This is a genomic window from Candidatus Jettenia sp. AMX1 (assembly GCF_030263775.1).
In the GTDB taxonomy this organism is placed as follows: Bacteria; Planctomycetota; Brocadiia; order Brocadiales; family Brocadiaceae; genus Jettenia; species Jettenia caeni.
This window is the reverse complement of the sequence record NZ_SZPP01000007.1, coordinates 79,105-100,607: the sequence shown is the minus strand read 5'-3', so window position 1 is coordinate 100,607 and position 21,503 is coordinate 79,105. Positions and strand designations below refer to the sequence as shown.

Genomic DNA, 21,503 nt, shown 5'->3' with positions numbered 1-21,503 from the left:
AATGGAAATAAGGGGAAAGATAGTATCCATTCACGGTAATAGTGCCGAAGTGTGTATTATCCTGGAAAATAAAGCATGCGGAAGTTGTTCTACATGCCCCAAAAAGATGGGTATACAGGATATGGTGCAGGTAGCTGTGGTAGAAGGAGTTCAGGTTGGACAAGAGGTTGTATTGCGTAGCAATAAAAATTGGTTTACTAAAAATACATGGATTATTATAGTGATTACCTTTGTGCTGGGGTTGATAATAATAGAGACAATATCTATGGTTATATCGTTCGGCGCTTACCGTAAAAATATTGATATACTCGGGGCCAGTATCGTTACGGTAATTGTTTCGATTATAGTATGGTTGAAGAGGCCGCAATATCTTTTTAGAATAGAATTGACAAAAAGGGGAAAAACATAGTTATGGCTGATACCTGTCAGGAAGAGATCCTTGAGTTGATATGGACAATGGAAGAAGAAAATGACAAAGTTGATAAGGATGTATTACTGAAAAAAGTAGATCTTCCCGATGCAGAACGTCATATAAAAGCCCTCGTTGAAGAGAGCTATATTATCATAACCAATAAAAAAGTACAGCTTACGAAAAAAGGAAGGGTTGATGCTCGTCTAATTATCAGAAGACATCGCCTTGCTGAAAGATTATTACATGACGTCCTGGAAGTAAAAGAAGATACCATGGATTCCAGCGCATGTAAATTTGAACATTTTCTGGATGAAGAAGTCACGGCCAGTATATGCACATTACTAGGTCACCCGGTAAGCTGTCCTCATGGAAAGGCTATTCCGCCGGGTGATTGCTGTGAGAAAGCAAATAAGGAGATAAGGCCGGTTGTAATGCCATTAACAGAGTTAAGGTCCGGAGATGAGGCAAGGATATCCTATATCGTGACAAAATATCATCAACGGTTAGATAAACTTTCATCAATGGGTTTAGTACCCGGAGTTCAAATCCGGCTTCATCAAAGACAACCAACCTATGTTATCCAGATGGGTGAGACACAAATTGCACTCGATAGTGCTATTGCACAAAGTATTTACGTTCGCCTTATTTAATCTTGTTTTTTTCTTTTGGCTTGACAATACCGTATAGGTGTGATATTAATTCCACACCATGAAGACAATAAAAAACGCTTGCATGCTTATCTTTTGTGTATGTTTTCTTTTTATATCCGGAGGCTATAGAGCTACTTTTGCTGTTGGGATACAACAACCGGTCGTGCCTGCAAACCCTAATCCTGATCAAAAATCACTTCTTTTTGCAGCAAAAGAAGCGGATAATGTTGTTATTTACAGAAAAGATATAATTGCTCATTCTGCTGAACTGAAAAAAGGATTAAAAACAGATGAAGAAGGGTTCAAAACGGTTAAAAATACCACAATAAAAAACCAGGAGAAACCGAACTTAGAGGTTGTTCATACCTATATAAAAGAGGGAAAAAAAGATGAAGCAAGAAATATGCTCTCTGAGATTTTTATGAATAAACAAATACCGGAAAAGCAGAACGAAATAAAGGAATTATTGGACAAACTCAACGAAGAATTGATCTTTTCTCCTTCATCTTCCTCTGATGCTATTCTGTATACAGTCCAGCCTGGGGATGTTCTTGCAAAGATTGCAAAGAAATTTACCACGAATTATGAATTAATCATGAGAATCAATGGCAAACCTACAACGAGATTAAATATAGGGGAAAGACTAAAGATACTTACGGGAAAGACAAAAATACTTGTTAGTAAGAGTGATTTTACCCTTACCTTGTTACTCAATAACCATTATGTAAAACAGTATAGAATCTGTATAGGGAAAGACGATAAAACTCCTGTTGGAATATTTGAAGTAAAAAACAAGATGAAAGAACCTACCTGGTACTCACCACAGGGTGGGGTGTTTCCTTACGGGCATAAAGAAAATATTCTCGGTACACGATGGATAGGTTTTAAAGATAAACCCAATCTCTATGGTTTTGGGATTCATGGTACAACGCTTCCTGAATCAATTGGTACGGCAGCATCAAATGGTTGTGTGAGAATGGTGAATAGTGATGTGGAAGAGTTATATGATTTTGTAACACAAGATACTGAAATCATTATTCAGTGATATGGCCTTGTGTTGGGAAACGAACCGGAAGGCAAAGAAACAATACAGTAGTATCTTAAAACAAATACTATGGAATGGAAGATAAACAGGGGTTCGAAAGGGTGTATCATGTGCGATAAGAAATTTTCTGATGATGAAGAATATTACTCTGCTCTTTTCGATGAAAATAATGCCTTTACCCGTAAAGATTTTTGTATCGCATGTTGGGATAAAGATAAACAAGAGCATCTTTTCTCATTTTGGAAAACAAAAGTACCAAAAAAGGATAAACCCGTTCAAAGATTTATCAGTACGGAAGTGTTGCTCGATATGTTTATCAGGTTAGAGGGAAGTAGCGAAATCCATCAGAGGAATCTGCGATATGTATTAGCCTTATACCTGATACGGAAAAAGCTTTTTAAAGTAAGATCTTTTCATAAGCAAAATGAGGAAGAATATATTATTCTTTATTATCCGAAAGAAGACCGGGAATTTAATGTATTTAATCCCGATTTAAAAGAGGAAGAGATTGAGTCTATCACATCCGAAATGAGTCAACTCCTGAACTATCCCTACCTGGAACAGACAAGTGACGTGAAGTAAGGAATCATGAATTGCCGCGGTAACTGATTCCGGATAATGGTGTTGAAGATAACATAAGAAGTGCGCCTGGTATATATTCGATATTGCAATTGCCGGCGGAGGGAGAATCTTGTGTTCGTCCATCTTTTGAGCGGCTTCAGGTATATACCTTTCTCCTGGATGAGGGCGAAAGCGAGATTCTCCCCCATATGCATCAAGCTAAAATGTGGAAACGGTGAAGAATGGCAAACCACCCATAATCCCCTTTAGTCTCCCTTTAGAAAATGGGGAAAAGTTTGATATGTTTGATCAGACAAACTTTTCTCAAGAGGAAATCCTTCCTTCTAACCCCCCTTTAAAAAAGGGGGGTTAGAAGGGATTAGAGGGGAATATGCACACACATTGCTCTTTTTCCGAGGGGATACTTCCTTTTTTATGGAACACTATTCTTATAGCTTGATTGTATAGGAATTTTCATTTTATGTAAGCGGTTTTCAGGGTGGCACGGACAAACTCCGTTTGTCCGTGTTGCCGTCTTTAACTTGATGCATATGAGGTTTGCCCCTACAAGTACCATAAGCAAGATCCAACAGTATACAGCCTTTTTCCGTAAAGAGTTTTAACGTAAAATCTTACATCGGTTTTACCTCGTAAATGATTTGTGAACGGTTATTGAGGTGCATAGGTAGATGTGTTTGCCGGTGTGTTAAAGCTGCACGACTCGCAATCTCCGGCTACCCCTTGTTTTTTTCTTTCTTTTAGTAATGATTGAAGTTTTATTACCTGGTCGTTGTCAAGATTTTTTTGCCTTTGCAGAGCCAGCAATTTAATACGGGTTTGCCGTGTCTTTTTAATACTTGGACATACCGTTTTTCTCATACCTACAGGACAAATACCGGCTATTTTCTTCTTATTTATTTTCATTGCTCTTACAACCCCTTTCTAAGTTTTACATGCAAGTCTCACTTGTACTACAAGTTTCACTCGCATTATTGGAAACTAAGTTCGGAGTAGGCATAAAGATGTTCAGGGTCTCCTTTGCCGCTGATTGTTCTGCTTCTTTTTTGCTTTTTCCCCACCCCCTGCCGTACTCATTACCTTTTATTAACACGATTACCTCAAATGATTTCCCATGATCTGGACCAATTTGCTGGAGAACCCGGTAACTGGGCGTAACACCATATTCTTTTTGACTGTATTGCTGAAGAATAGATTTATAATTCTTCTCATGTTGATTTTTGCAAACAATATCAATCTCTTTTGCTAAATATTTTATCGTAAAATTGTAGGCTGCCTCAAAGCCTCCATCAATATAAATCGCTGCAATAACTGCCTCAAAGACATTCGCAAGTAAAGATTTCGGAAGAAAATTCCGGTCGTTTAAACCCTTTCCTACAAAAAGGAAATCTTGCAAATTTGCTTCCAAACTAACCCGTGCAAGCGTCGCCTGACTTACCACCACGGACTTTATCTTTGTCAACTCTCCTTCGCTGTATTGTGGCAGCGTCTTATACAAGTAATCGGAAATAATCATTCCCAATATAGCGTCCCCTAAAAATTCTAGTCGCTCATTCGAAAGATTATTTTCTAATCGGCAAGAAGTGTGGGTAAGCGCTTTTTCAAGCACCAGGGTATTATGAAAGCAATATCCTATTGCTAATTGGCACTCATTAAGTTTTTCTGGATTTATATGATTATTCACCTGGAATATCATTTTTTTGAAACTTTTTTTCCTTAAACAACATAGATTCTTCTATAGCGGTATACTTTGTGGCAGCGCTAATAAGTTCAACGGCTGTGCTTCTCCTGAATGACACAACCTCTACCCGGCATCCATGCGCTTTTAGCATTTCCACAAGTGGCACAAAATCTCCATCGCCACTTACCAATACTACGGTATCTAACTTTGGGGCAATTGCTATGGAATCTATGGCAATACCCATATCCCAATCTCCTTTTGCTGTTCCATCTGGCCTTAATCGAAGTTCTTTCGATTTAATTTCATATCCTAAACGACTTAACGCGTCGGTAAAGCTTGATTGGTCTACATCGGGTTTTTGTACAACATATGCGATAGCACGGATAAGATTTCTATCGCCTACAACTTCTAATAAGAGTTTACTATAATCTATTTTTGACTGGTGTAACGCCTTTGCTGAATAAAACATATTTTGGACATCTACAAAGATCCCGATCCTTTGTTGTGATCCTCTGACTCTTCCACCTACCATGTATATCTTCCTTTCTCATAAAAACTTGAAGCAGCAAAGATTACATATAAGTACCTAACTTAAAAATTTTTTTCGTAAAAATACCATAGGGAAAATTAGGTAGGTTAAAATAAAAATACTCTATAAATTCAAAGAACGTAAGGTAGTTATAACAAATTATGTCATAACGTACCTTTTGGCAAAATATTAGAACAACACCATAAAGTACAATATTTTATTGTAACAGCCTTTTGCTGACAGTCAATTAAAAAACTGAAAAAGTTAATTTTATTGACACTTCTTATAAATTTTGATAAATTTACTTAGGAATTATATAAATCTAAATGCTTTATTGGCAATAACTAAACATAAAACAAATAGAGATCGGCAATTAAAATTATTTATGGACATAGAATCTTTAAGAAGGGAAATTGATACCCTGGATTCGAAGATTGTGGAGTTATTGAATGAAAGAGCCAGAATTGTGCTAAAAATCGGTGAGATTAAAAAACAGAACCGTGCCCAGGTCTATGTCCCTAATCGGGAACAAGAGGTTTATTTCCGAATTACATCACAAAATAAAGGTCCTTTAACGAATGAATGTCTCATGGCTGTATACCGGGAATTGATGGCTGGTTCCCTGGTATTGGAAAAAGCAATAAAAGTATCTTATCTTGGTCCTGAAGGGACCTTTAGTTACTTTGCCGCCAGACAAAAGTTTGGTTCATCTGTTGAGTTTATTCCGACAAGAGGAATCGATGATGTTTTTAGAGACGTAGCAGGGGGCAGAAGTGATTATGGAATTGTGCCGGTTGAAAACTCTACCGAAGGTGGAATACGAGAAACATTAAATATGTTTGTGGGGTTTGATGTTAAAATATGCGCTGAAATTATTTTGCCGATTCACCACAATCTTATGGCAAATTGCGCAAAAGAAGAGATAAAGAAGGTGTATTCTAAACCACAAATTCTCTCTCAATGTAAAAATTGGCTGGCAAGTAACCTTCCCTCTGCTGAATTGGTGGAGGTAAGTAGCAGCGCTGAGGCAGCCCGTATTGTTAAAAGGGCTTTAGAATCTGAAAATGAAGGACGATATTATGCTGTAATTGCTAATGCAGAAATGGCACAGCAGTATGGCCTTAACATTCTTTTTAAAAATATTGAAGATAATCCAAATAATGTGACCAGATTCTTTGTTCTTGGCAAAGAGTATAGTGCTCCGAGCGGAAGGGACAAGACAGCCGTGATGTGCTATATAAAAAATCAAGCAGGGGCATTATTGGAAATATTAGAACCTTTTAAGACTTACCATATTAATCTTACCAATATTGAGTCTTTGCCCACAAGAAAAAATGCCTGGGAGTACTGTTTTTATCTTGATTTTGAAGGGCATGCGTCGAATGAGATAGTTCAGAAAGCGCTGAAAGAGATATCGAAAAGATGTTTTGAGATCAAGATTTTGGGGTCTTTTCCGAAATGCGACTGAGAGGGTATTCCATACGGAGACTATGAGAAAAAAGCCCTTAATTATAGGGAACTGGAAAATGAACCTTACCCTGAAGGAGGGAGTGGCATTTGCCCAATCACTCAGAGATAGCTTATCAGGTAAAAATGAAGTTCTGTGTGGAATTTGCCCATCCTTTGTTTCTTTGAGAGATATTGGTAAGGTATTAGAGGGTAGTGGCATCTATATGGCAGCACAGAATGTCCACAGTAGTGAAAATGGCGCATACACAGGTGAAGTTTCCGCTCCGATGGTAAAAGAGACTGGCTGTACTCATGTGCTTATAGGGCATTCTGAGCGGAGAAATATTTTCGGTGAAACTGATGCCTTTATCAATGCAAAAATAAAGGCGGCGCTGTCTGTCGGTTTAAAACCAATTTTATGTATTGGAGAAAAGTTAAACGAAAGGGAGGATGGAAGAACAGAATATGTAATCAAAAATCAATTAAAAGATGATTTACAAGGTATTCGGGCTGATGAAATGAAAGAATTTACCATTGCATATGAGCCTGTATGGGCAATTGGCACAGGGAAAACAGCTTTACCTGAACAGGCTAATGAAGTCCATTCGTTTATTAGAAGTATTTTAGCGGAAAAGTATGGTAAATATATTGCAGGTAACGTATATATCCAATACGGCGGAAGCGCTAAACCAGAGAATGCGTATGAATTGCTGGCACAGCCAGAAATCGATGGGCTTCTGGTTGGCGGCGCTAGTATTAAATTAGAATCTTTTTTACATATTATTGAGGCTGCATCGAATCCTTAGAGATGAACCGCCTCGGATGAGAAAAAATATTCATTTACCAGTAAAAATAAAAGAAATGAATGAGAGAATATTAAGTGTTTTGCAGTATTTTTTTATTATCGGGAGAGTTACATGGTGAAGGCTGAAAAAGCGTTTAAATGGGGAATTGCAATCGTTATTATTTTTGGAATTCTCAATGCATTTTACTTCCTGAATTTAATCATTGCATTAAAGATTGCATTGCCTGTTTTATGTGTATTCCTTATTGGAGCGATCTTGCTGCAATCAGGTAAAGGCGGAGGGCTAGCTGCCATCGGTGGGTTGGGTGATCAGGCCGCCTTTGGTACGAGAACAAGTACATTTTTGACGAAAGTTACCTATCTTATAGGCGCCGCATTTATCGTTGCTACTATCTTTCTGTTTAAACTATCTATTAATATGAATGTTATGCACACAAAGGTTACACAGCCAGCTTCTGAAGCGCAACATGAGCATACCCATGACCATCCTGACCACGAAGGGCATGAGGGGGAACATGATCATCCGGATGTTCCTCAGGCAGGGAGTGATGGAGATACAACCTCTAAGTTTGGTATGCAAAATATTGCGGAAGAGCCTCCCAGACCAGCCCATGAACAACCCATGTCGGAGGGTAAAGCGCCGGGAAATCAATCGCCTGATACCCATCCTGCCGGGGAAGGAGAGCAAACATCAAATGTTACAGAAGAGCCTGTTGCTGAAGAGGAAACAAAAACAGGACAGAATCCGGATGAATAGTTTCCTGTTTGGGAATTTCGATTCCACAGGGCAACCCTTTCGGGTTGCTGTTACCGATCATATATTCCTGGGGGAAGGCAAGGCTAAAGCCTTACCCTGCATCGAATCTGTTTTTTCTTGAATTGCTGCCAGGGGCAGCCTCATTTAATACATGCAATTTATTGGGGACATTGATGCTTAAAAGTATGACAGGATTTGGCAGCGCTGAGTACAAAGATGATGCATGTATGATGCACATAGAAATCCGTTCAGTCAATAACCGGTTCTTAAAGATAGATTCACGATTACCAGATGTTTTACAAACCTTTGAGAATGAGATCGAGCGCCCCATCAGGGAAAAAATCGTTCGCGGTACGGTCCTTTTAAATATAAATTACCATTCCCTCAAACAGGAATCCGAATATATCTTAAATACTGATAAGTTAAGGGAATATCATAAGCTGCTAAACGATATAAAAAAAGAGATGGGTTCCAGGGAAAGAGTATCGATTAATTCCCTGATGTTACTGCCAGGAATATTCCTGAAGGGGAAAAAAAGCCCGGAGAATGCGGATAACATATTATCCCTGAGTGTTACTCTTCTGAATCAGGCGCTCGATAAAATGCTGGAAATGAGGGCTATAGAGGGGAAAAATCTTGCAAAGGATATTGAGCAAAGAAAAGAATTTATCCTTTCCATGCTCCAAAAGATTGAGATGAGAGCGCCTGCAGTGGCCCAGGAATACAGCAAACGTTTAAAAAACAGGGCAGCTTCATTACTGGCAGGAACTGATATAGAATTAACCGACAGTAACCTTTACCGGGAAATTGCTATTTTTGCAGAACGGTGTGATATTACCGAAGAGATTAATCGCCTTAAAAGTCATTTAAATCAACTGCATGAAACACTCTGCTCGGATGAACCTACCGGCAGGAAGATTGATTTTATTGTTCAGGAAATGTTTCGTGAAACGAATACCATGTGCTCAAAAGCGAATGATAGCATACTGCTAAAGGATTTGGTGGATGTAAAAACAGAGATTGAGAAAATTCGTGAACAGGCATTTAACATTGAATAGAAGTATGTAATTTCTCAATCGTAAAGTAGCGGGCAGAATGGGCAAAATAGTAATCATTTCAGGGCCGTCCGGATCGGGTAAGACAACAGTATGCAAACTGCTTGAGAAGGATCCACGGATAAAAAAATCCATATCAGTAACCACTCGTCATCCCCGTCATAATGAGAAAAACGGAGAGTCCTATTATTTTGTATCTCCTGAAGAATTCGAATCTATGATTCAGAAAGGTGAATTGGCAGAATATGCAACGTATTGCGGGTACTATTATGGAACTCTCCTTCAACCGATGGAAGAAGCTCTTACAAAAGAGATTTTTTACTTGCTCGAAATAGAAGTGCAGGGTGCATTGAAAATCAAGGAAAAGTTTCCGCAAGCCATAGCAATATTTTTATTACCACCGGAAAAAAGTACCCTGCACCAACGGCTGATCCAAAGAAATACCAATACTACCAATGATATAGTATGCCGGTTGGAAATTGCTGATAAGGAGTTAGCATACAAAGATAAATATGATTACTGTGTGGTAAATGATACCCTGGATGTAACGATACATTCTATCCGTAAAATATTAAATCTGACCTGATCATGTCTTATCATATCGTTTTGGGTGTTACGGGAAGTATTGCTGCCTACAAGGCCGTTGAAGTCGTGTCGAGCCTGATAAAACAGGGAAATCGCGTTACGGTAATCATGACGTCAACCGCACAACGCTTTGTACACCCTGTCACTTTTCGCTCGATTTCACATAATCAGGTCGTAACAGACCTTTTCGTTGATAATGAAAACTATAACCCTAATCATGTATCTCTGGGGGAATGCGCCGATCTTATCGTAGTTGCGCCAGCTACGGCAAATTTTATCGGTAAGGTCATATCCGGTATTGCTGATGATGCATTAACCTGTACCGTTATGGCAGCACAATGTCCGGTAATTATTGCGCCCGCAATGAATGATAGTATGTATGGAAATCCTATTGTGCAGGAAAATATAAAAAAACTTGCACGTCTTGGATACGTATTTATTGAGCCGGAAGAGGGCCGGTTGTGCACAGGACAGGTCGGAAAAGGGAGATTAGCCTCCCTTGAGAAGATTCTTGATGTAATCAAAGAAGAGCTTGCCAAAGGAGGCAGATAGATAGTCATGAATACGATAACAATAAAGGTAATGAAAAAACAAGGGTGTGAGGATTTACCATTACCCCGGTATATGAGTAATGCCGCAAGTGGTATGGATTTATATGCAGCAGTGGATAATGCTGTTCAGCTTGATCACCATGAGATAAAGCTGATCCCTACGGGTATTCATATCGAGTTGCCGTTAGGGTATGAGGCACAGGTTAGACCAAGAAGCGGATTGGCTTTAAAATATGGATTGACACTCTTGAATACTCCGGGCACTATTGATAGTGATTATCGCGGAGAAATAGGGATTATTTTATGTAACTTCGGACAAAATCGATTTACCGTCGAGCGAGGGATGCGGATTGCTCAGTTAGTAATTCAGCCCGTGGTTAAGGCAGAATTGATAGAGGTTGAACATCTGGAAGAATCCCATCGTGGTACAGGTGGTTTTGGCCACACAGGACAATAGCGGCATGGAGAATTCTCATCTCTGCAGGGCAAACCTTTAGGTTTGCTATCCCCATGCAGGTATTGTTGCCGAAGGCTTAGTACACTGTCAATAGAATTCATGATAATACGGTTTGTATCGGCTCAACTGCATGGGGCTGTGTCATTGCGAGGGTATTGTTCGAAGCAATCTCTTGAATAGTTGAGAAAAGATTGCTTCGGGAAAAACCCCCTCGCAATGACAAATACTCTGGAGCCTCTTATGGTAAATTATCTTGAATGAAAGATTTGTGAAGCGGAACAATTCTTTCTTTGTATGATTGTTTCAATTCCTCATAGGTTCAATGAAAGTCTGAATCAAGGCAATCATGGAACGACGGGAAATACAGTTTCAATTTCTTATAGGTTCATACTTAGGAAATTCAAATAAAGAGTTCCTCCTCCTTGATGGGGGAGGTTAGGTGGGGGTGAAGGAAAAGGATAACCACCCTCCCCTGGCCCCTCCCATCAAGGGAGGGGAAAAAGTAGCCGAAGGCCTAATGTAATTTGAAATCCCTACACCTTTTTGATGTGCTGGCTGATAATGAAAGAAAGGAAGGGATAGTTTTTTAACAGAGAAGGAATACTATGGGAATTAAACGTTTTGTACAGTGCGCTGCTGCGGTTATTCTTATAGCCTTCACACTCTTTATCTTCATAAGTTTTCTCAGCTATTCTCCCAATGACCCTCCCTTTGCAGATTATCCCGGTAATAATTCTGTAAGGAATTTTTGTGGAAAAGCAGGGGCATTCGTTGCAGGATATGCCATGGCGGGTTTGGGTAAGACCTCCTACCTGATAGTCATCTTGCTGGCGCTGTTAGGGGTATTGTATCTTTACAGAAAGGATATAGAATTCCTTTGGGTAAAAATAATGGGAGCAGTTTTATTGCTATTCTCGGTGGCCTCCTTGCTAACCCTGACATGTTACGCATCGAAAAAGTCTCTCCTTTCAGCCAATTTAGGGGGAATCTTTGGGCTTGTCATTACTTCCAGGCTCTATGAGTATTTCAGTCTTACGGGCACTATCATTATTCTGGCATCGGGATTTGCTCTATCTGTTATGCTCATCCTGAATGTTACTCCCGTCTCTCCATTTCTGAGCGGCGCGCCAAAAGAAAAAAAAATCAAACGGGCTTCAACAAACGATGCTAAAATAGGTAAAGATGCTAAAATGAATAGCGCTGAGGCAGATAATTCTCAGGCGAAAGGTATCCGTACTTTCCGGCAATCGAAGGAGAATGAGATTGAAGATTTAAGCAGTGTGGCGGATAATTGTATTGATGAACAGCCAATACCTGCACCGGTAAGAGAAATAAAGAATGAACCGCTCAAACTCATGAGTAAATTTCAAAAACCACGGGAGGCAAAAGAGATTCAAGAAACCCGGAAGACCCCGCATGCCGAACAACATCCCGAAGAGGAAGGGGGAGATGCTTATGCGGAAACTGCGAAAAAAAAGGATTCTTCCTATACATTGCCGCAACTGGATCTGCTGGAAAAGCCTGTTGCAAAGCAATCGGAGGATGACTGGGATCAAATTACACAGCGTGCTCATGTTTTAAAAAATGCCCTTGAGCAGTTTAATATAAAATCAGAGGTCGTGGAAATTGAAAGAGGGCCTGTTATTACCATGTATGAACTGGAACTAGCCCCGGGGACAAAGGTCGGTAAGCTGGTGAGTCTTTCAGATGATCTGGCAATCGCCCTGAAGGCGCCCAGTGTAAGGATTGTCGCACCGCTCCTTGGGAAGTCGTCCATTGGTGTGGAAGTTCCCAATGTACAAAGAAAAACCGTGATGTTACGGGAGTTGCTGGATGCGTCTGATGAACTCCGGAAAAAAATGGCCATCCCGCTCCTGATCGGTAAGGATGTTGCCGGAAATCCCGTAATATCAGACTTAGCCGCTATGCCTCATTTACTTATTGCCGGAACGACCGGTTCCGGAAAATCAGTTTGTTTAAATTCCATTATCTTAAGTATCCTATTCTTACGGCATCCCAGCGATATTCAGCTTTTGCTGGTAGACCCCAAAATGGTTGAATTTTCCTTATTTCGGGAAATTCCCCATTTAATAAGCCCGGTAGTGACAGATATGAAAAAAGCCGCTGCTGTGCTGGAATGGGCAGTAAATAAAATGGAAGAACGGTACGCCTTATTGGCGAGCGTCGGGGTAAAGCACATCAATGGGTATAACAGATTGGGAATGGCTGAGATCAAAAAACGTCTGAATCCGGAAGGTGATGCCAGTCTTGATGATGTACCTTTCTATCTGCCTCATATCGTTATTGTCGTTGATGAGCTGGCCGATTTGATGATGGTGGCATCGAAAGAGGTGGAAGGCTCGGTAATTCGCCTTTCTCAGAAATCACGTGCTGTGGGTATTCATCTCATACTCGCAACACAACGGCCATCGGTTGATGTTATTACCGGATTAATTAAGTCAAATCTACCCTCCAGGATATCATTTTACGTTGCTTCAAAAGTAGATTCGAGAACAATCCTTGACCAGAATGGGGCAGAGAAGCTGTTGGGAGGGGGAGATATGTTGTTTTTACCACCCGGAACGTCAAAACTGGTACGCGTGCAGGGGGCATATGTAAGTGATGAAGAGGTACGGAATGTGGTTGAATATCTTACGAAATGCGCTGCACCACAGTTTAACCCGGAATTGAAGAGCTGGAAAGGCGCATCAGACAAAGATAACAGAGCGAAAGATAACCTTTACCATGAGGCGGTAAGGATTGTACTCGAGACGCAAAGAGGCTCTGTTTCCCTCTTACAGAGAAGGCTTGAGATCGGATATTCACGTGCTGCCAAGTTGATTGATCTCATGGCAGATGACGGAATCGTTGGGGAATATAAGGGTAGCCAGGCGCGAGAAGTATTTTTAACTCTGGAAGAATGGGACTCCCAGATGGCCCATGCGGATCAGGAAGAAATGGATAATGCATAGGCGGCCAATATGCCTATTTCTTCGGGGGTGCAAAGGCATATGCATCAAGCTAACTACCACAAAACCCCGGGGTAAGGGAACAGGACTGGGGTGCAAAGGCATATGCATCAAGCTAACCCGTAATCCCCCTTGATCCCCCTTTAGAAAAGGGGGAAAATCCCTTGTTTTTCCTTTTCTAAACTTATCCTTCCTTCCCCCTTTTTAAAGGGGAGTTAGGGGGGATTAGAAGAGAACATGGACACATGCTGTTCTTTTTACAAGGAGATACCTCCTTTTTTATGGAACAATGTCCTTAGCCTGATGCATATGGGGGAGCAAGGTTAAAGCCTTGCCCTACATTTTATATAAGAGATAAAAGGTGCCAAAAGGCCTCTTGTTTGTTCTGCCTTCCTTGATAGAGGGAGGTAAATTGAAGGAAAAAGACTATAGTATGAAATCAAAAAAAGTTGCTTTAATCAATTTAGGATGTCCAAAGAACCTGGTAGATGCAGAAGAGATTATCGGCAGGGTTGCAGATAGCGGGAGTACGATTTGTCAATACCCTGAGGATGCAGAGATACTCATTATAAATACCTGCGGCTTTATTGAAGACTCTAAACAGGAGTCAATTGATACCATATTGAAAATGGCAAAGCTCAAGGAAGATGCGCGATGTAAAAAAATTATCGTAACCGGCTGTCTGGCCCAAAGATATCCGCAGGAATTGAAAAACGATGTTCCTGAAATTGATCATGTGGTAGGTTTGAAAGACTTTGATACCCTAACGGATTTATCTGGTTCTGGTAAAAAGAGGAAAAAAGGTTCCCTGCAGTGTAATGATGATTGGCGTAACCGTATCAGATTGACCCCAAGACATTATGCATATCTCAGGATTTCTGATGGGTGCGATAATCGTTGCAGCTATTGTGCCATTCCCGATATACGAGGGAAATTTTCCAGCCGGACGCTGGAGAGCCTCGTAGAAGAGGCGCAACACATGGCATCTGAAGGTGTCAGGGAAATTCATGTTATTTCACAGGATACGACCTCCTACGGTATAGATTTGTATGGAAAATTTAAACTGCATGTGCTTTTAGGGAGATTATCAGAAATACAAGGTATTGAGTGGATACGGATATTGTATACTCATCCAAAGCATTTCTATCCGGAGCTTATTCATACGATAGCTGACCAGGCTAAAATTTGCAAATATGTGGATTTACCTATCCAGCATATCAACGATAGTATCCTGAAAAAGATGGGGCGGGGAGTAACCCATGCGCATATTGATACACTGATCAATGATTTACGCAACCATATTCCTCAGCTTTTTGTAAGGACTTCTGTTATCGTTGGATTTCCCGGAGAAACAGAAGAACAATTTCATGAGCTTTTAACCTTTATCCAGGCTACCCGATTTGAGAGATTAGGGGTATTTGCTTACTCAAAAGAAGATGCTACACCTGCTGCATCTTTTAAAAAGCAAATACCGAAAAGAGTAAAAGAACAGCGTTTAAAGGAGGTCATGCTCGCACAGCAAAAAATTATTTTAGAAAAACATAAAAATTTAGTAGGCAATTCAATCCCTGTTATTATCGATGAGAAAAATGAAACGAATGGAGGATGGTTCGGAAGAACATATGGTGATGCGCCTGATGTGGATAGTAAAGTGATTATTGAAGAAAATCATTTGAAAATTGGTGACATTAAAAATATGATAATTACAGGTACCTCAGGATATGATTTGATAGGAACACGGATAAAAAAGAGAAAAGAGGACTAAATGAACTCATTTGATTTCTCACGATGTGCGGCATTCAATCTACCGAACCGGTTAACCCTCATGCGGCTTTTGCTGGCGATAGTGTTTTTCATCTTCTTATCGTACCGTTACTATAATATTGCCCTTGTTTCCTATCTGTTCGCATGGCTAACCGACTGGTTAGATGGCTACCTGGCGCGCAAAAAAGGCCTCCTGACAGATTTCGGACGCATCGCCGACCCGTTTGTAGATAAAATCATTGTCTGTGGCGGATTTATATTACTCATACAGCATGCCCACGATATCATACCTCCCTGGATGGTTGTCGTTATTGTAGCCAGAGAGTTTCTTGTCAACAGCCTGAGAAGTTATTCGGAATCAAAGGGGATTGAATTTGGAGCAACGATATGGGGCAAGGCAAAGATGTTTACTCAGTCTTTTACCATTAGCCTCATTTTGCTGTTCTTTGCTTATTTCGAGCATTTTATGGCTGTTAAACAGGGAATTATCGTCATGCTTTGGCTTACGGTAATCATCACTCTGGTTTCCGGCATTAAATACATGGTCAAAGCCGGCCCGGCAATTTTGATGAAATAGTAAATTTCATTTCTTAATCTTCTCTCGTTCAATCTCATCGTAATCCCCCTTGGTCCACCTTTAGAAAAGGGGGAAAATGTGCAAATGTTTAAAATGTGTGGATGTTCAGAAAAAGGGAAAAATGGGTGGGTGTTTTAGAAAAAGGAAATTTGGGAAGCTTTATCAAAGGGGGAATACAGGGATTGTCAATACCCTTCCTTCCTTCCTAAAATGAAGGAAACAACCCCGTCTCCCCCTTTTCTAAAGGGGGACCAAGGGGGATTAATTCCTCTTGCTTTCAGGACTGTGCCACAATTACTTTTAGTCTGTCCGGCATGGTTGTTTTCCTTCTCCTGATGACTTTTATCAGGCTGCACTCACGCGCACCTGTATCGCATCATTTAATGCCTTTAGTAAATCTTCAAGGTTAACAGGATTGATCTGTACTGCTTGTCCCAGGCTAATTGTCCTGGCTAAGGTGTTTCTGAGGATAGGATTTTTCAGTTGTTTAAATCCAAAATTTATTAAAACATCGAGGGTTTGCGGGTATTGTTTAATCAATTGATAAACATTTGTGCTTGCGGTTGCGATTCTGATTTGTTCTGAAGGTTCTTCTTGTACGTCGAGTTGCATAGTCTTCCATGCATTGATACCAAAGCAGAACATGGCAGCATATTCAATAAAGCCGCTGATTCCCAGGAGCGCATAAAGTTGCGGATACAGATGCGATGCGACCGGTTGAGATACAACCCTGAACAGACACCCAACATTTATCAGGATAAATGTTGCATTGAGTAGTCTTGTACTGCACAGCTTTACTCCTTTGCTTAAAGGGATCATCTTGGAAGCACATCCCAGGATCATCATACTGATAAACCCGATAAATATAGCATGCCGATATGCGCCAAACAGGGCATGGGAAGTGCGTTCCCCCGAAAATGCTTCATAAATGGTATAGGTGAGTAATGCAGTCTCTGAGACAAATAGCCAGACAAGGGCGGCCCGGATAAATTTTCTGAATCCGGTCGGCAGGTTAACCGTGTTCTTCACTGCTTTTTTGGTATTGAACAGATTTAAACTATAGATAAACAAAAATACCCCGCATGCCTCCATAATCCCTGCGAGACAAAACACCACCGTAAAGAAACCGTGGAGATTTGTAGTATATTCCCGGTAAAATTCCGATATCGTTCTTAAAGCAATGGAGATGTTTAGGATATACAGAACGTAGATGCTTATTTTCTTGTTAGGCTCCTGGATTCCCAGAAATATCGGCAGGGTCTTTGCAAATATTCCAATAATAACCATACAGGCAAACCCTACAATTTGTATATGCCGGACAGGACTTCTGAATATTTCAGGAATGTTTGTATTGTTAACTACGGTAAAATGGAAATATAAAGCAACAAAAGTAATAGCCTGGAAGAGGAACCAGAGATAACTTGATATGAGGAATCCTTCGTAGATTTCGAATTTCTTTTTTCCCGATGTGAGATAGGTTGCGCAGATGACGTAAATAAAGATAAGTATCGATACGACTTGCAGTGTACATCCAATCAGGACGGGGATTTTCAAAAAGAAGAAACCGGTATAATAGGAGATTGTCTTAAAAACAAAGGAGAGAAAAATACCTGCAAGCATTAAGAAAAAGGATTTATATGCCAGTGGAGTGCTATACAGTATAGTACTCCAGAATTTAGGCAATGCAAAATATGAAATTCCCATGATAAAGAGGCCTACCCATCCATATACCTGCGTATCACCATGGGTTTCCGTAAGTATCCAGGATACGGAAGCGAAGGAATTATGAAATGCCATATAGGCTAAGAGTGATGCCCCGTAGAGACATCCTGTTGAGAGTGCAATAATGATAGACGTTTTAACAAAGATCTCATAGACATGCTCGGTTTGCGGCTTTGTGATCGCGGCTTCATTCGTTGTGCCAACCTCTCCATCGATAAGTTTTTGAAGGTCGTCAATCAGTTTGGTGGGATTGACGTTATGCATCTTGGCAAAAAAGGAGATGGGTTTGTCGGGAAGGACATTGCTGCCGCACATAATTCCGTAGGTATCAAAGATGCGGCGGGTTATAGGAAATCTTTCAACGATTTGTTTAACGGTATTTTCAGGCCGTATCCTTTCCATAGATAAGGTTCCTTAACGCTGATCATAAGAATATGATTTGTTTTGTAAAATAACATTACAGAAAACATCTTGTAATTTACCCAATACGCCGTGATAATTATGAGGCGGCTGTGAAAATACTATACCAGACCTGGAAAGCAGTGTCAATGACTTTCTCGAAGCGTGCTCTTTTTGTTTTTGCTTATTTTCGTCCATTGTGATATTTTTAATGGGATTCATAGTATCTGGGAAATAACGAGCTTTAGGTTTTCGTGAGATTATTGATAGGTAATCCCCCTTGATCCCCCTTTAAAAAAGGGGGAAATGTGTGAATGTTTTAGAAGGGGGGAAATGCAAAGCTTTCTTTTAATGATAGAGAAAATATCTTATGGATAAAACATAGGTATGACTTCTCTTTTTATAAAAACGCTCTTATTTCAACTTTAGTCGTTATCCCCCTTTTCTAAAGGGGGATCAAGGGGGATTATGATGGCGGATGAATAAGCGGTGAAGCGTTAAACACTTTGAGAAAAAAACCTGACGAGCAAACTGGTGGAAGCTATGAGGTAGTATTAGTATTCCCTTTACTAAATCCCGGAAAGAAATATTCCCGCTGTTGTAGAGAACAGTAAGGATAGAGAATCCTTTGAGAAACATGTGAGATAATGTATCTATGCGAAGTATTGCACTAACAAATCAAAAAGGTGGTGTAGCGAAAACAACGACCACGGTAAACCTCGGTGCCGGCCTTGCCCATATGGGCAAACGAGTACTTTTGGTTGATCTTGATCCGCAGGGAAATCTGAGTTCGTGGTTAGGGCTGGACATCCATAATCTTGAACGGTCTATGTACAATGTGTTTTTGGAAGAAGTCTATTTTGAAGAGATCCTCACAAAGACCTGTATTGAAAACATGACCCTTGCGCCTGCCAATGTCGCATTGGCAGGTGTTGAAAGAATCCTTGCCCATGAGAAAGGGAGGGATCTTATTCTCCGTAAACGAATGCTTCCCGTGGTAGATAACTATGATTATATCCTCCTGGATTGTCCTCCTTCATTGGGATTGATTACGATCAATGCGCTCACCTTTGTCAGAGAGATCTTTATACCGGTGGAAACAAAGGTGCTGGCTTTGAATGGTCTTATAACGTTAGTAAATACCGTTCAGGTGGTAAAGGAACGGTTAAATCACAACCTGGAAGTAACCGGCATCATTGCCTGCCGGTTCGATGGCCGTACAAACCTCAGCAATGAGGTGTATAATCAGATTAAAGAACGTTTTAAAGAAAAGGTGTTTCACTCCGTTATCAGGGAAAATATCCGCCTGGCAGAATGTCCTATATCGGGAAAACCTATTACCCTCTATGCACCCGATAGCCCCGGCGCGATAGATTATACAAATCTGGCAGAAGAAGTAGTACAGCAGGAAAAGAAAACCTAGCATAGCGGGCGCTTCATTGAAATACCGACATATATTGTTGTCGCTGCGCGCAGCAGTGAAGCAATCTTAACTATTTTGCTTGTTTTGCTTTGCTTGTTCCCAAACTCCGTTTGAGAACACACTTACCCCGAAACTCTGTTTCGAGTCTCTATACATGAGAAGCAGATACAAAATCATACAAAAAGAAGGTATCTATTTTGTTACTTCTGCCGTTGTAGAATGGATACCAATTTTTACAACCCAAAAATATTTTGATATCATTATACAATCACTAAAGTTCTGCAAAGATTACAAGGGACTAAAATTGTATGCATTTGTTATATTAGACAATCACTTTCATCTTGTTGTCTCAGCTCCGGAATTATCGAACACACTAACCTCATTAAAGAAATTTACCGCAAAAGAAATTATTATCCAATTAGGGCAGGATAACAGGCATAGGTTATTAATCCAGCTTGCTTTTTACAAAAAGAGGTATAAGACAAAAAGCGACTATCAGGTTTGGCAAGAGGGTGTACATCCGGAATTGATAATGAATAATGAAATGTTATTCCAAAAAATTGAATATATCCATTATAATCCCGTAAAGCAAGGTCTGGTAGATATGCCTGAACATTGGAGATATAGTTCTTCACGAAATTATCTTGCAAATGATCATTCCGTTATTCAAATAGATGAATTGCCTGTTTGATTTTCCCGAAACAGAGTTTCCCGGTAATGGCGTTCCCAAACACGAGCAGACGAGCACGAGCAGACGAGCACGAGCAGACGAGCACGAGCAGACGAGCACGAGCAGACGAGCACGAGCAGACGAGCACGAGCAGACGAGCAAAATGCACGATCTGCTTCTGCTTGTTCCCAAACTCTGTTTGGGAACACACTTATCCAGAAACTCTGTTTCGGGTATATTCGGGTATATTTACTATAGACCGATTCAGAATTTTGTGATAAAATGCATTTTGCTAAAACTTATAATTATAATAATTAACGAAAAGGAAACCTTTGCCAGGAAATGATATCATAGTAATTGGAGCTTCTGCAGGCGGGGTGGAGGCACTGACGGAATTAGTGGGCAATTTACCACAAGGGATACCTGCCGCTCTGTTAGTAGTTCTTCATATAAGTCCTACAGCCCCCAGTTTGTTACCGGAAATCCTTAACCGGGCCGGGAGCATTCCCGCTATGGCTGCTGTACACGATGATGTAATCCGGCAAGGACATATATATGTAGCACCATCAAATCATCATCTCCTTCTTACGGAGGGTGGTGTTATCCGTCTTACCCATGGTCCAAAGGAAAACCGGCATCGACCAGCCATAGACCCTCTCTTTCGTTCAGCCGCCTATACCTACGGACCGAGGGTAGCCGGAGTCGTCCTCACGGGTACCCTTGATGACGGGACGGCGGGTTCACTCGTTATAAAATCCGCTGGCGGCGTAATTGCTGTACAAGACCCTCATGAGGCATTATTTCCTGACATGCCGCAGAGTGTACTGGAGAATATGGATGTAGATTATTGTCTGCCGTTATCTCGAATAGCACCTCTGTTAGTCAGTTTAGCAACTAAGCCAATAGAAAAGAAGGCGCTGTACCCTGCTCCTGAGAAAGTAATGATCGAAACCAATATCTCACATTTGGCAGAAAGTACGGAGGAAGTTATGGATAAACTTGGAAAACCATCGACCTTTACCTGTCCTGAATGTCAGGGGACTCTCTGGGAGATACAGGATGAAAAACTCATACGATTCCGATGCCGGGTAGGACATGCCTTTTCTCCTCATAGTATGCTGGCAGAACAATCGGAAAAGGTGGAATCAGCACTGTGGGCAGCATTACGTTCTCTTGAGGAGAATGCCAATCTCTACCGGCGAATGGTGGAACGGGAACGAGGCCTCAATAACAACCTGCTGGCAGCACGGTTTGAGGAAAATTTAAAAGATACCGAATATCACATAAAGACGATCCGGCACATACTGCTGAAAAAAGAGAAGCCAGTATTTCAGGAAAAGGGTAAAATCCCACATGCATCAAGCTAAGAATTACTCTAGGTAAAACACCAGGGCTTCTGCTCTAAAAAGAGAGGACTGAGGGGT

22 protein-coding genes are annotated in these 21,503 nt (G+C 40.6%); 18 read left to right on the top strand and 4 right to left on the bottom strand.

The genetic code is table 11. From position 1 onward, the window contains the following. Nucleotide 1: 1 nt before the first annotated feature. The 4 genes from FBQ94_RS02755 to FBQ94_RS02740 all read left to right on the top strand — a co-directional run bounded on the left by FBQ94_RS02755 (nt 2) and on the right by FBQ94_RS02740 (nt 2,689). Nucleotides 2-409: a SoxR reducing system RseC family protein gene (locus FBQ94_RS02755; RefSeq protein ID WP_007222236.1), complete on the top strand. Its 408-nt coding sequence runs from the start codon at nt 2-4 to the stop codon at nt 407-409. Nucleotides 410-411: 2 nt separating this feature from the next. Beyond that, nucleotides 412-1,062 (top strand): metal-dependent transcriptional regulator, encoded by a 651-nt coding sequence (locus tag FBQ94_RS02750; protein WP_007222237.1) that lies wholly within the window; start codon nt 412-414, stop codon nt 1,060-1,062. A 58-nt stretch (nt 1,063-1,120) separates the two neighbouring features. Further along, on the top strand, nt 1,121-2,107 hold the full coding sequence (locus tag FBQ94_RS02745; RefSeq protein WP_007222238.1) for a L,D-transpeptidase family protein: 987 nt from the start codon (nt 1,121-1,123) through the stop codon (nt 2,105-2,107). Between the two features lie 108 nt (nt 2,108-2,215). After that, a complete protein-coding gene (locus FBQ94_RS02740) occupies nt 2,216-2,689 on the top strand; it encodes a hypothetical protein (protein WP_285441970.1) in 474 nt (157 codons plus the stop codon). A 648-nt stretch (nt 2,690-3,337) separates the two neighbouring features. On the opposite strand, the gene FBQ94_RS02735 is transcribed toward FBQ94_RS02740, so the two are convergent. From FBQ94_RS02735 to FBQ94_RS02725, 3 genes are read right to left on the bottom strand one after another with little or no spacing between them, the layout of a single operon-like run. Continuing rightward, nucleotides 3,338-3,592 (bottom strand): hypothetical protein, encoded by a 255-nt coding sequence (locus FBQ94_RS02735; RefSeq protein WP_007222240.1) that lies wholly within the window; start codon nt 3,590-3,592, stop codon nt 3,338-3,340. A 25-nt stretch (nt 3,593-3,617) separates the two neighbouring features. Further along, nucleotides 3,618-4,370 carry a ribonuclease III gene (rnc, locus tag FBQ94_RS02730; protein ID WP_007222241.1) on the bottom strand — a complete coding sequence of 251 codons (753 nt, stop codon included), beginning with the start codon at nt 4,368-4,370 and terminating at the stop codon, nt 3,618-3,620. Beyond that, nucleotides 4,363-4,899, bottom strand: coding sequence for a LabA-like NYN domain-containing protein (locus tag FBQ94_RS02725; protein WP_007222242.1), 537 nt, complete (start codon nt 4,897-4,899; stop codon nt 4,363-4,365). Before FBQ94_RS02725 ends, rnc begins: the two co-directional genes overlap by 8 nt. Nucleotides 4,900-5,281: 382 nt before the next feature. Here FBQ94_RS02725 and pheA point away from each other — a divergent pair, with 382 nt between their 5' ends. The 10 genes from pheA to pgsA all read left to right on the top strand — a co-directional run bounded on the left by pheA (nt 5,282) and on the right by pgsA (nt 15,865). Beyond that, nucleotides 5,282-6,364 carry a prephenate dehydratase gene (pheA, locus tag FBQ94_RS02720; RefSeq protein WP_007222243.1) on the top strand — a complete coding sequence of 361 codons (1,083 nt, stop codon included), beginning with the start codon at nt 5,282-5,284 and terminating at the stop codon, nt 6,362-6,364. Nucleotides 6,365-6,386: 22 nt separating this feature from the next. After that, nucleotides 6,387-7,151, top strand: coding sequence for a triose-phosphate isomerase (gene tpiA, locus FBQ94_RS02715; protein WP_007222244.1), 765 nt, complete (start codon nt 6,387-6,389; stop codon nt 7,149-7,151). 111 nt (nt 7,152-7,262) lie between these two features. Beyond that, complete coding sequence (gene secG / locus FBQ94_RS02710) at nt 7,263-7,907, top strand: preprotein translocase subunit SecG (protein ID WP_007222245.1); 645 nt, start codon at nt 7,263-7,265, stop codon at nt 7,905-7,907. A gap of 173 nt (nt 7,908-8,080) precedes the next feature. Continuing rightward, nucleotides 8,081-8,965, top strand: coding sequence for a YicC/YloC family endoribonuclease (locus tag FBQ94_RS02705; protein WP_007222246.1), 885 nt, complete (start codon nt 8,081-8,083; stop codon nt 8,963-8,965). 37 nt (nt 8,966-9,002) lie between these two features. Continuing rightward, complete coding sequence (gene gmk, locus FBQ94_RS02700; RefSeq protein WP_007222247.1) at nt 9,003-9,548, top strand: guanylate kinase; 546 nt, start codon at nt 9,003-9,005, stop codon at nt 9,546-9,548. Nucleotides 9,549-9,550: 2 nt separating this feature from the next. Beyond that, complete coding sequence (locus tag FBQ94_RS02695) at nt 9,551-10,099, top strand: flavoprotein (RefSeq protein ID WP_007222248.1); 549 nt, start codon at nt 9,551-9,553, stop codon at nt 10,097-10,099. Between the two features lie 6 nt (nt 10,100-10,105). Beyond that, nucleotides 10,106-10,555, top strand: coding sequence for a dUTP diphosphatase (gene dut, locus FBQ94_RS02690; protein WP_007222249.1), 450 nt, complete (start codon nt 10,106-10,108; stop codon nt 10,553-10,555). Between the two features lie 605 nt (nt 10,556-11,160). Further along, nucleotides 11,161-13,527 carry a DNA translocase FtsK gene (locus FBQ94_RS02685; RefSeq protein WP_007222250.1) on the top strand — a complete coding sequence of 789 codons (2,367 nt, stop codon included), beginning with the start codon at nt 11,161-11,163 and terminating at the stop codon, nt 13,525-13,527. A gap of 430 nt (nt 13,528-13,957) precedes the next feature. After that, entirely contained in the window at nt 13,958-15,289 is a 1,332-nt protein-coding gene (gene rimO / locus FBQ94_RS02680; protein WP_040544237.1) for a 30S ribosomal protein S12 methylthiotransferase RimO, read from the top strand. After that, nucleotides 15,290-15,865 (top strand): CDP-diacylglycerol--glycerol-3-phosphate 3-phosphatidyltransferase, encoded by a 576-nt coding sequence (gene pgsA, locus FBQ94_RS02675; protein ID WP_007222252.1) that lies wholly within the window; start codon nt 15,290-15,292, stop codon nt 15,863-15,865. Between the two features lie 345 nt (nt 15,866-16,210). Here the strand turns inward: pgsA and FBQ94_RS02670 are convergent, their stop codons facing one another. Next, nucleotides 16,211-17,989, bottom strand: a complete 1,779-nt coding sequence (locus FBQ94_RS02670) for a DUF1858 domain-containing protein (protein ID WP_007222254.1) — start codon at nt 17,987-17,989, stop codon at nt 16,211-16,213. Between the two features lie 652 nt (nt 17,990-18,641). Here FBQ94_RS02670 and FBQ94_RS02665 point away from each other — a divergent pair. From FBQ94_RS02665 to FBQ94_RS02650, 4 genes are all read left to right on the top strand, one after another. Beyond that, a complete protein-coding gene (locus FBQ94_RS02665) occupies nt 18,642-19,409 on the top strand; it encodes a ParA family protein (protein WP_007222256.1) in 768 nt (255 codons plus the stop codon). Between the two features lie 154 nt (nt 19,410-19,563). Beyond that, nucleotides 19,564-20,100 carry an REP-associated tyrosine transposase gene (locus FBQ94_RS02660; protein WP_007222257.1) on the top strand — a complete coding sequence of 179 codons (537 nt, stop codon included), beginning with the start codon at nt 19,564-19,566 and terminating at the stop codon, nt 20,098-20,100. Beyond that, the gene (locus FBQ94_RS02655) at nt 20,084-20,425 is read left to right on the top strand and encodes a hypothetical protein (protein WP_285441969.1); all 342 of its coding nucleotides are present in this window, start codon (nt 20,084-20,086) and stop codon (nt 20,423-20,425) included. Before FBQ94_RS02660 ends, FBQ94_RS02655 begins: the two co-directional genes overlap by 17 nt. Then, nucleotides 20,412-21,446, top strand: a complete 1,035-nt coding sequence (locus FBQ94_RS02650) for a chemotaxis protein CheB (RefSeq protein WP_007222258.1) — start codon at nt 20,412-20,414, stop codon at nt 21,444-21,446. The genes FBQ94_RS02655 and FBQ94_RS02650 overlap by 14 nt, the downstream gene beginning before the upstream one ends. Nucleotides 21,447-21,503: the final 57 nt, after the last annotated feature.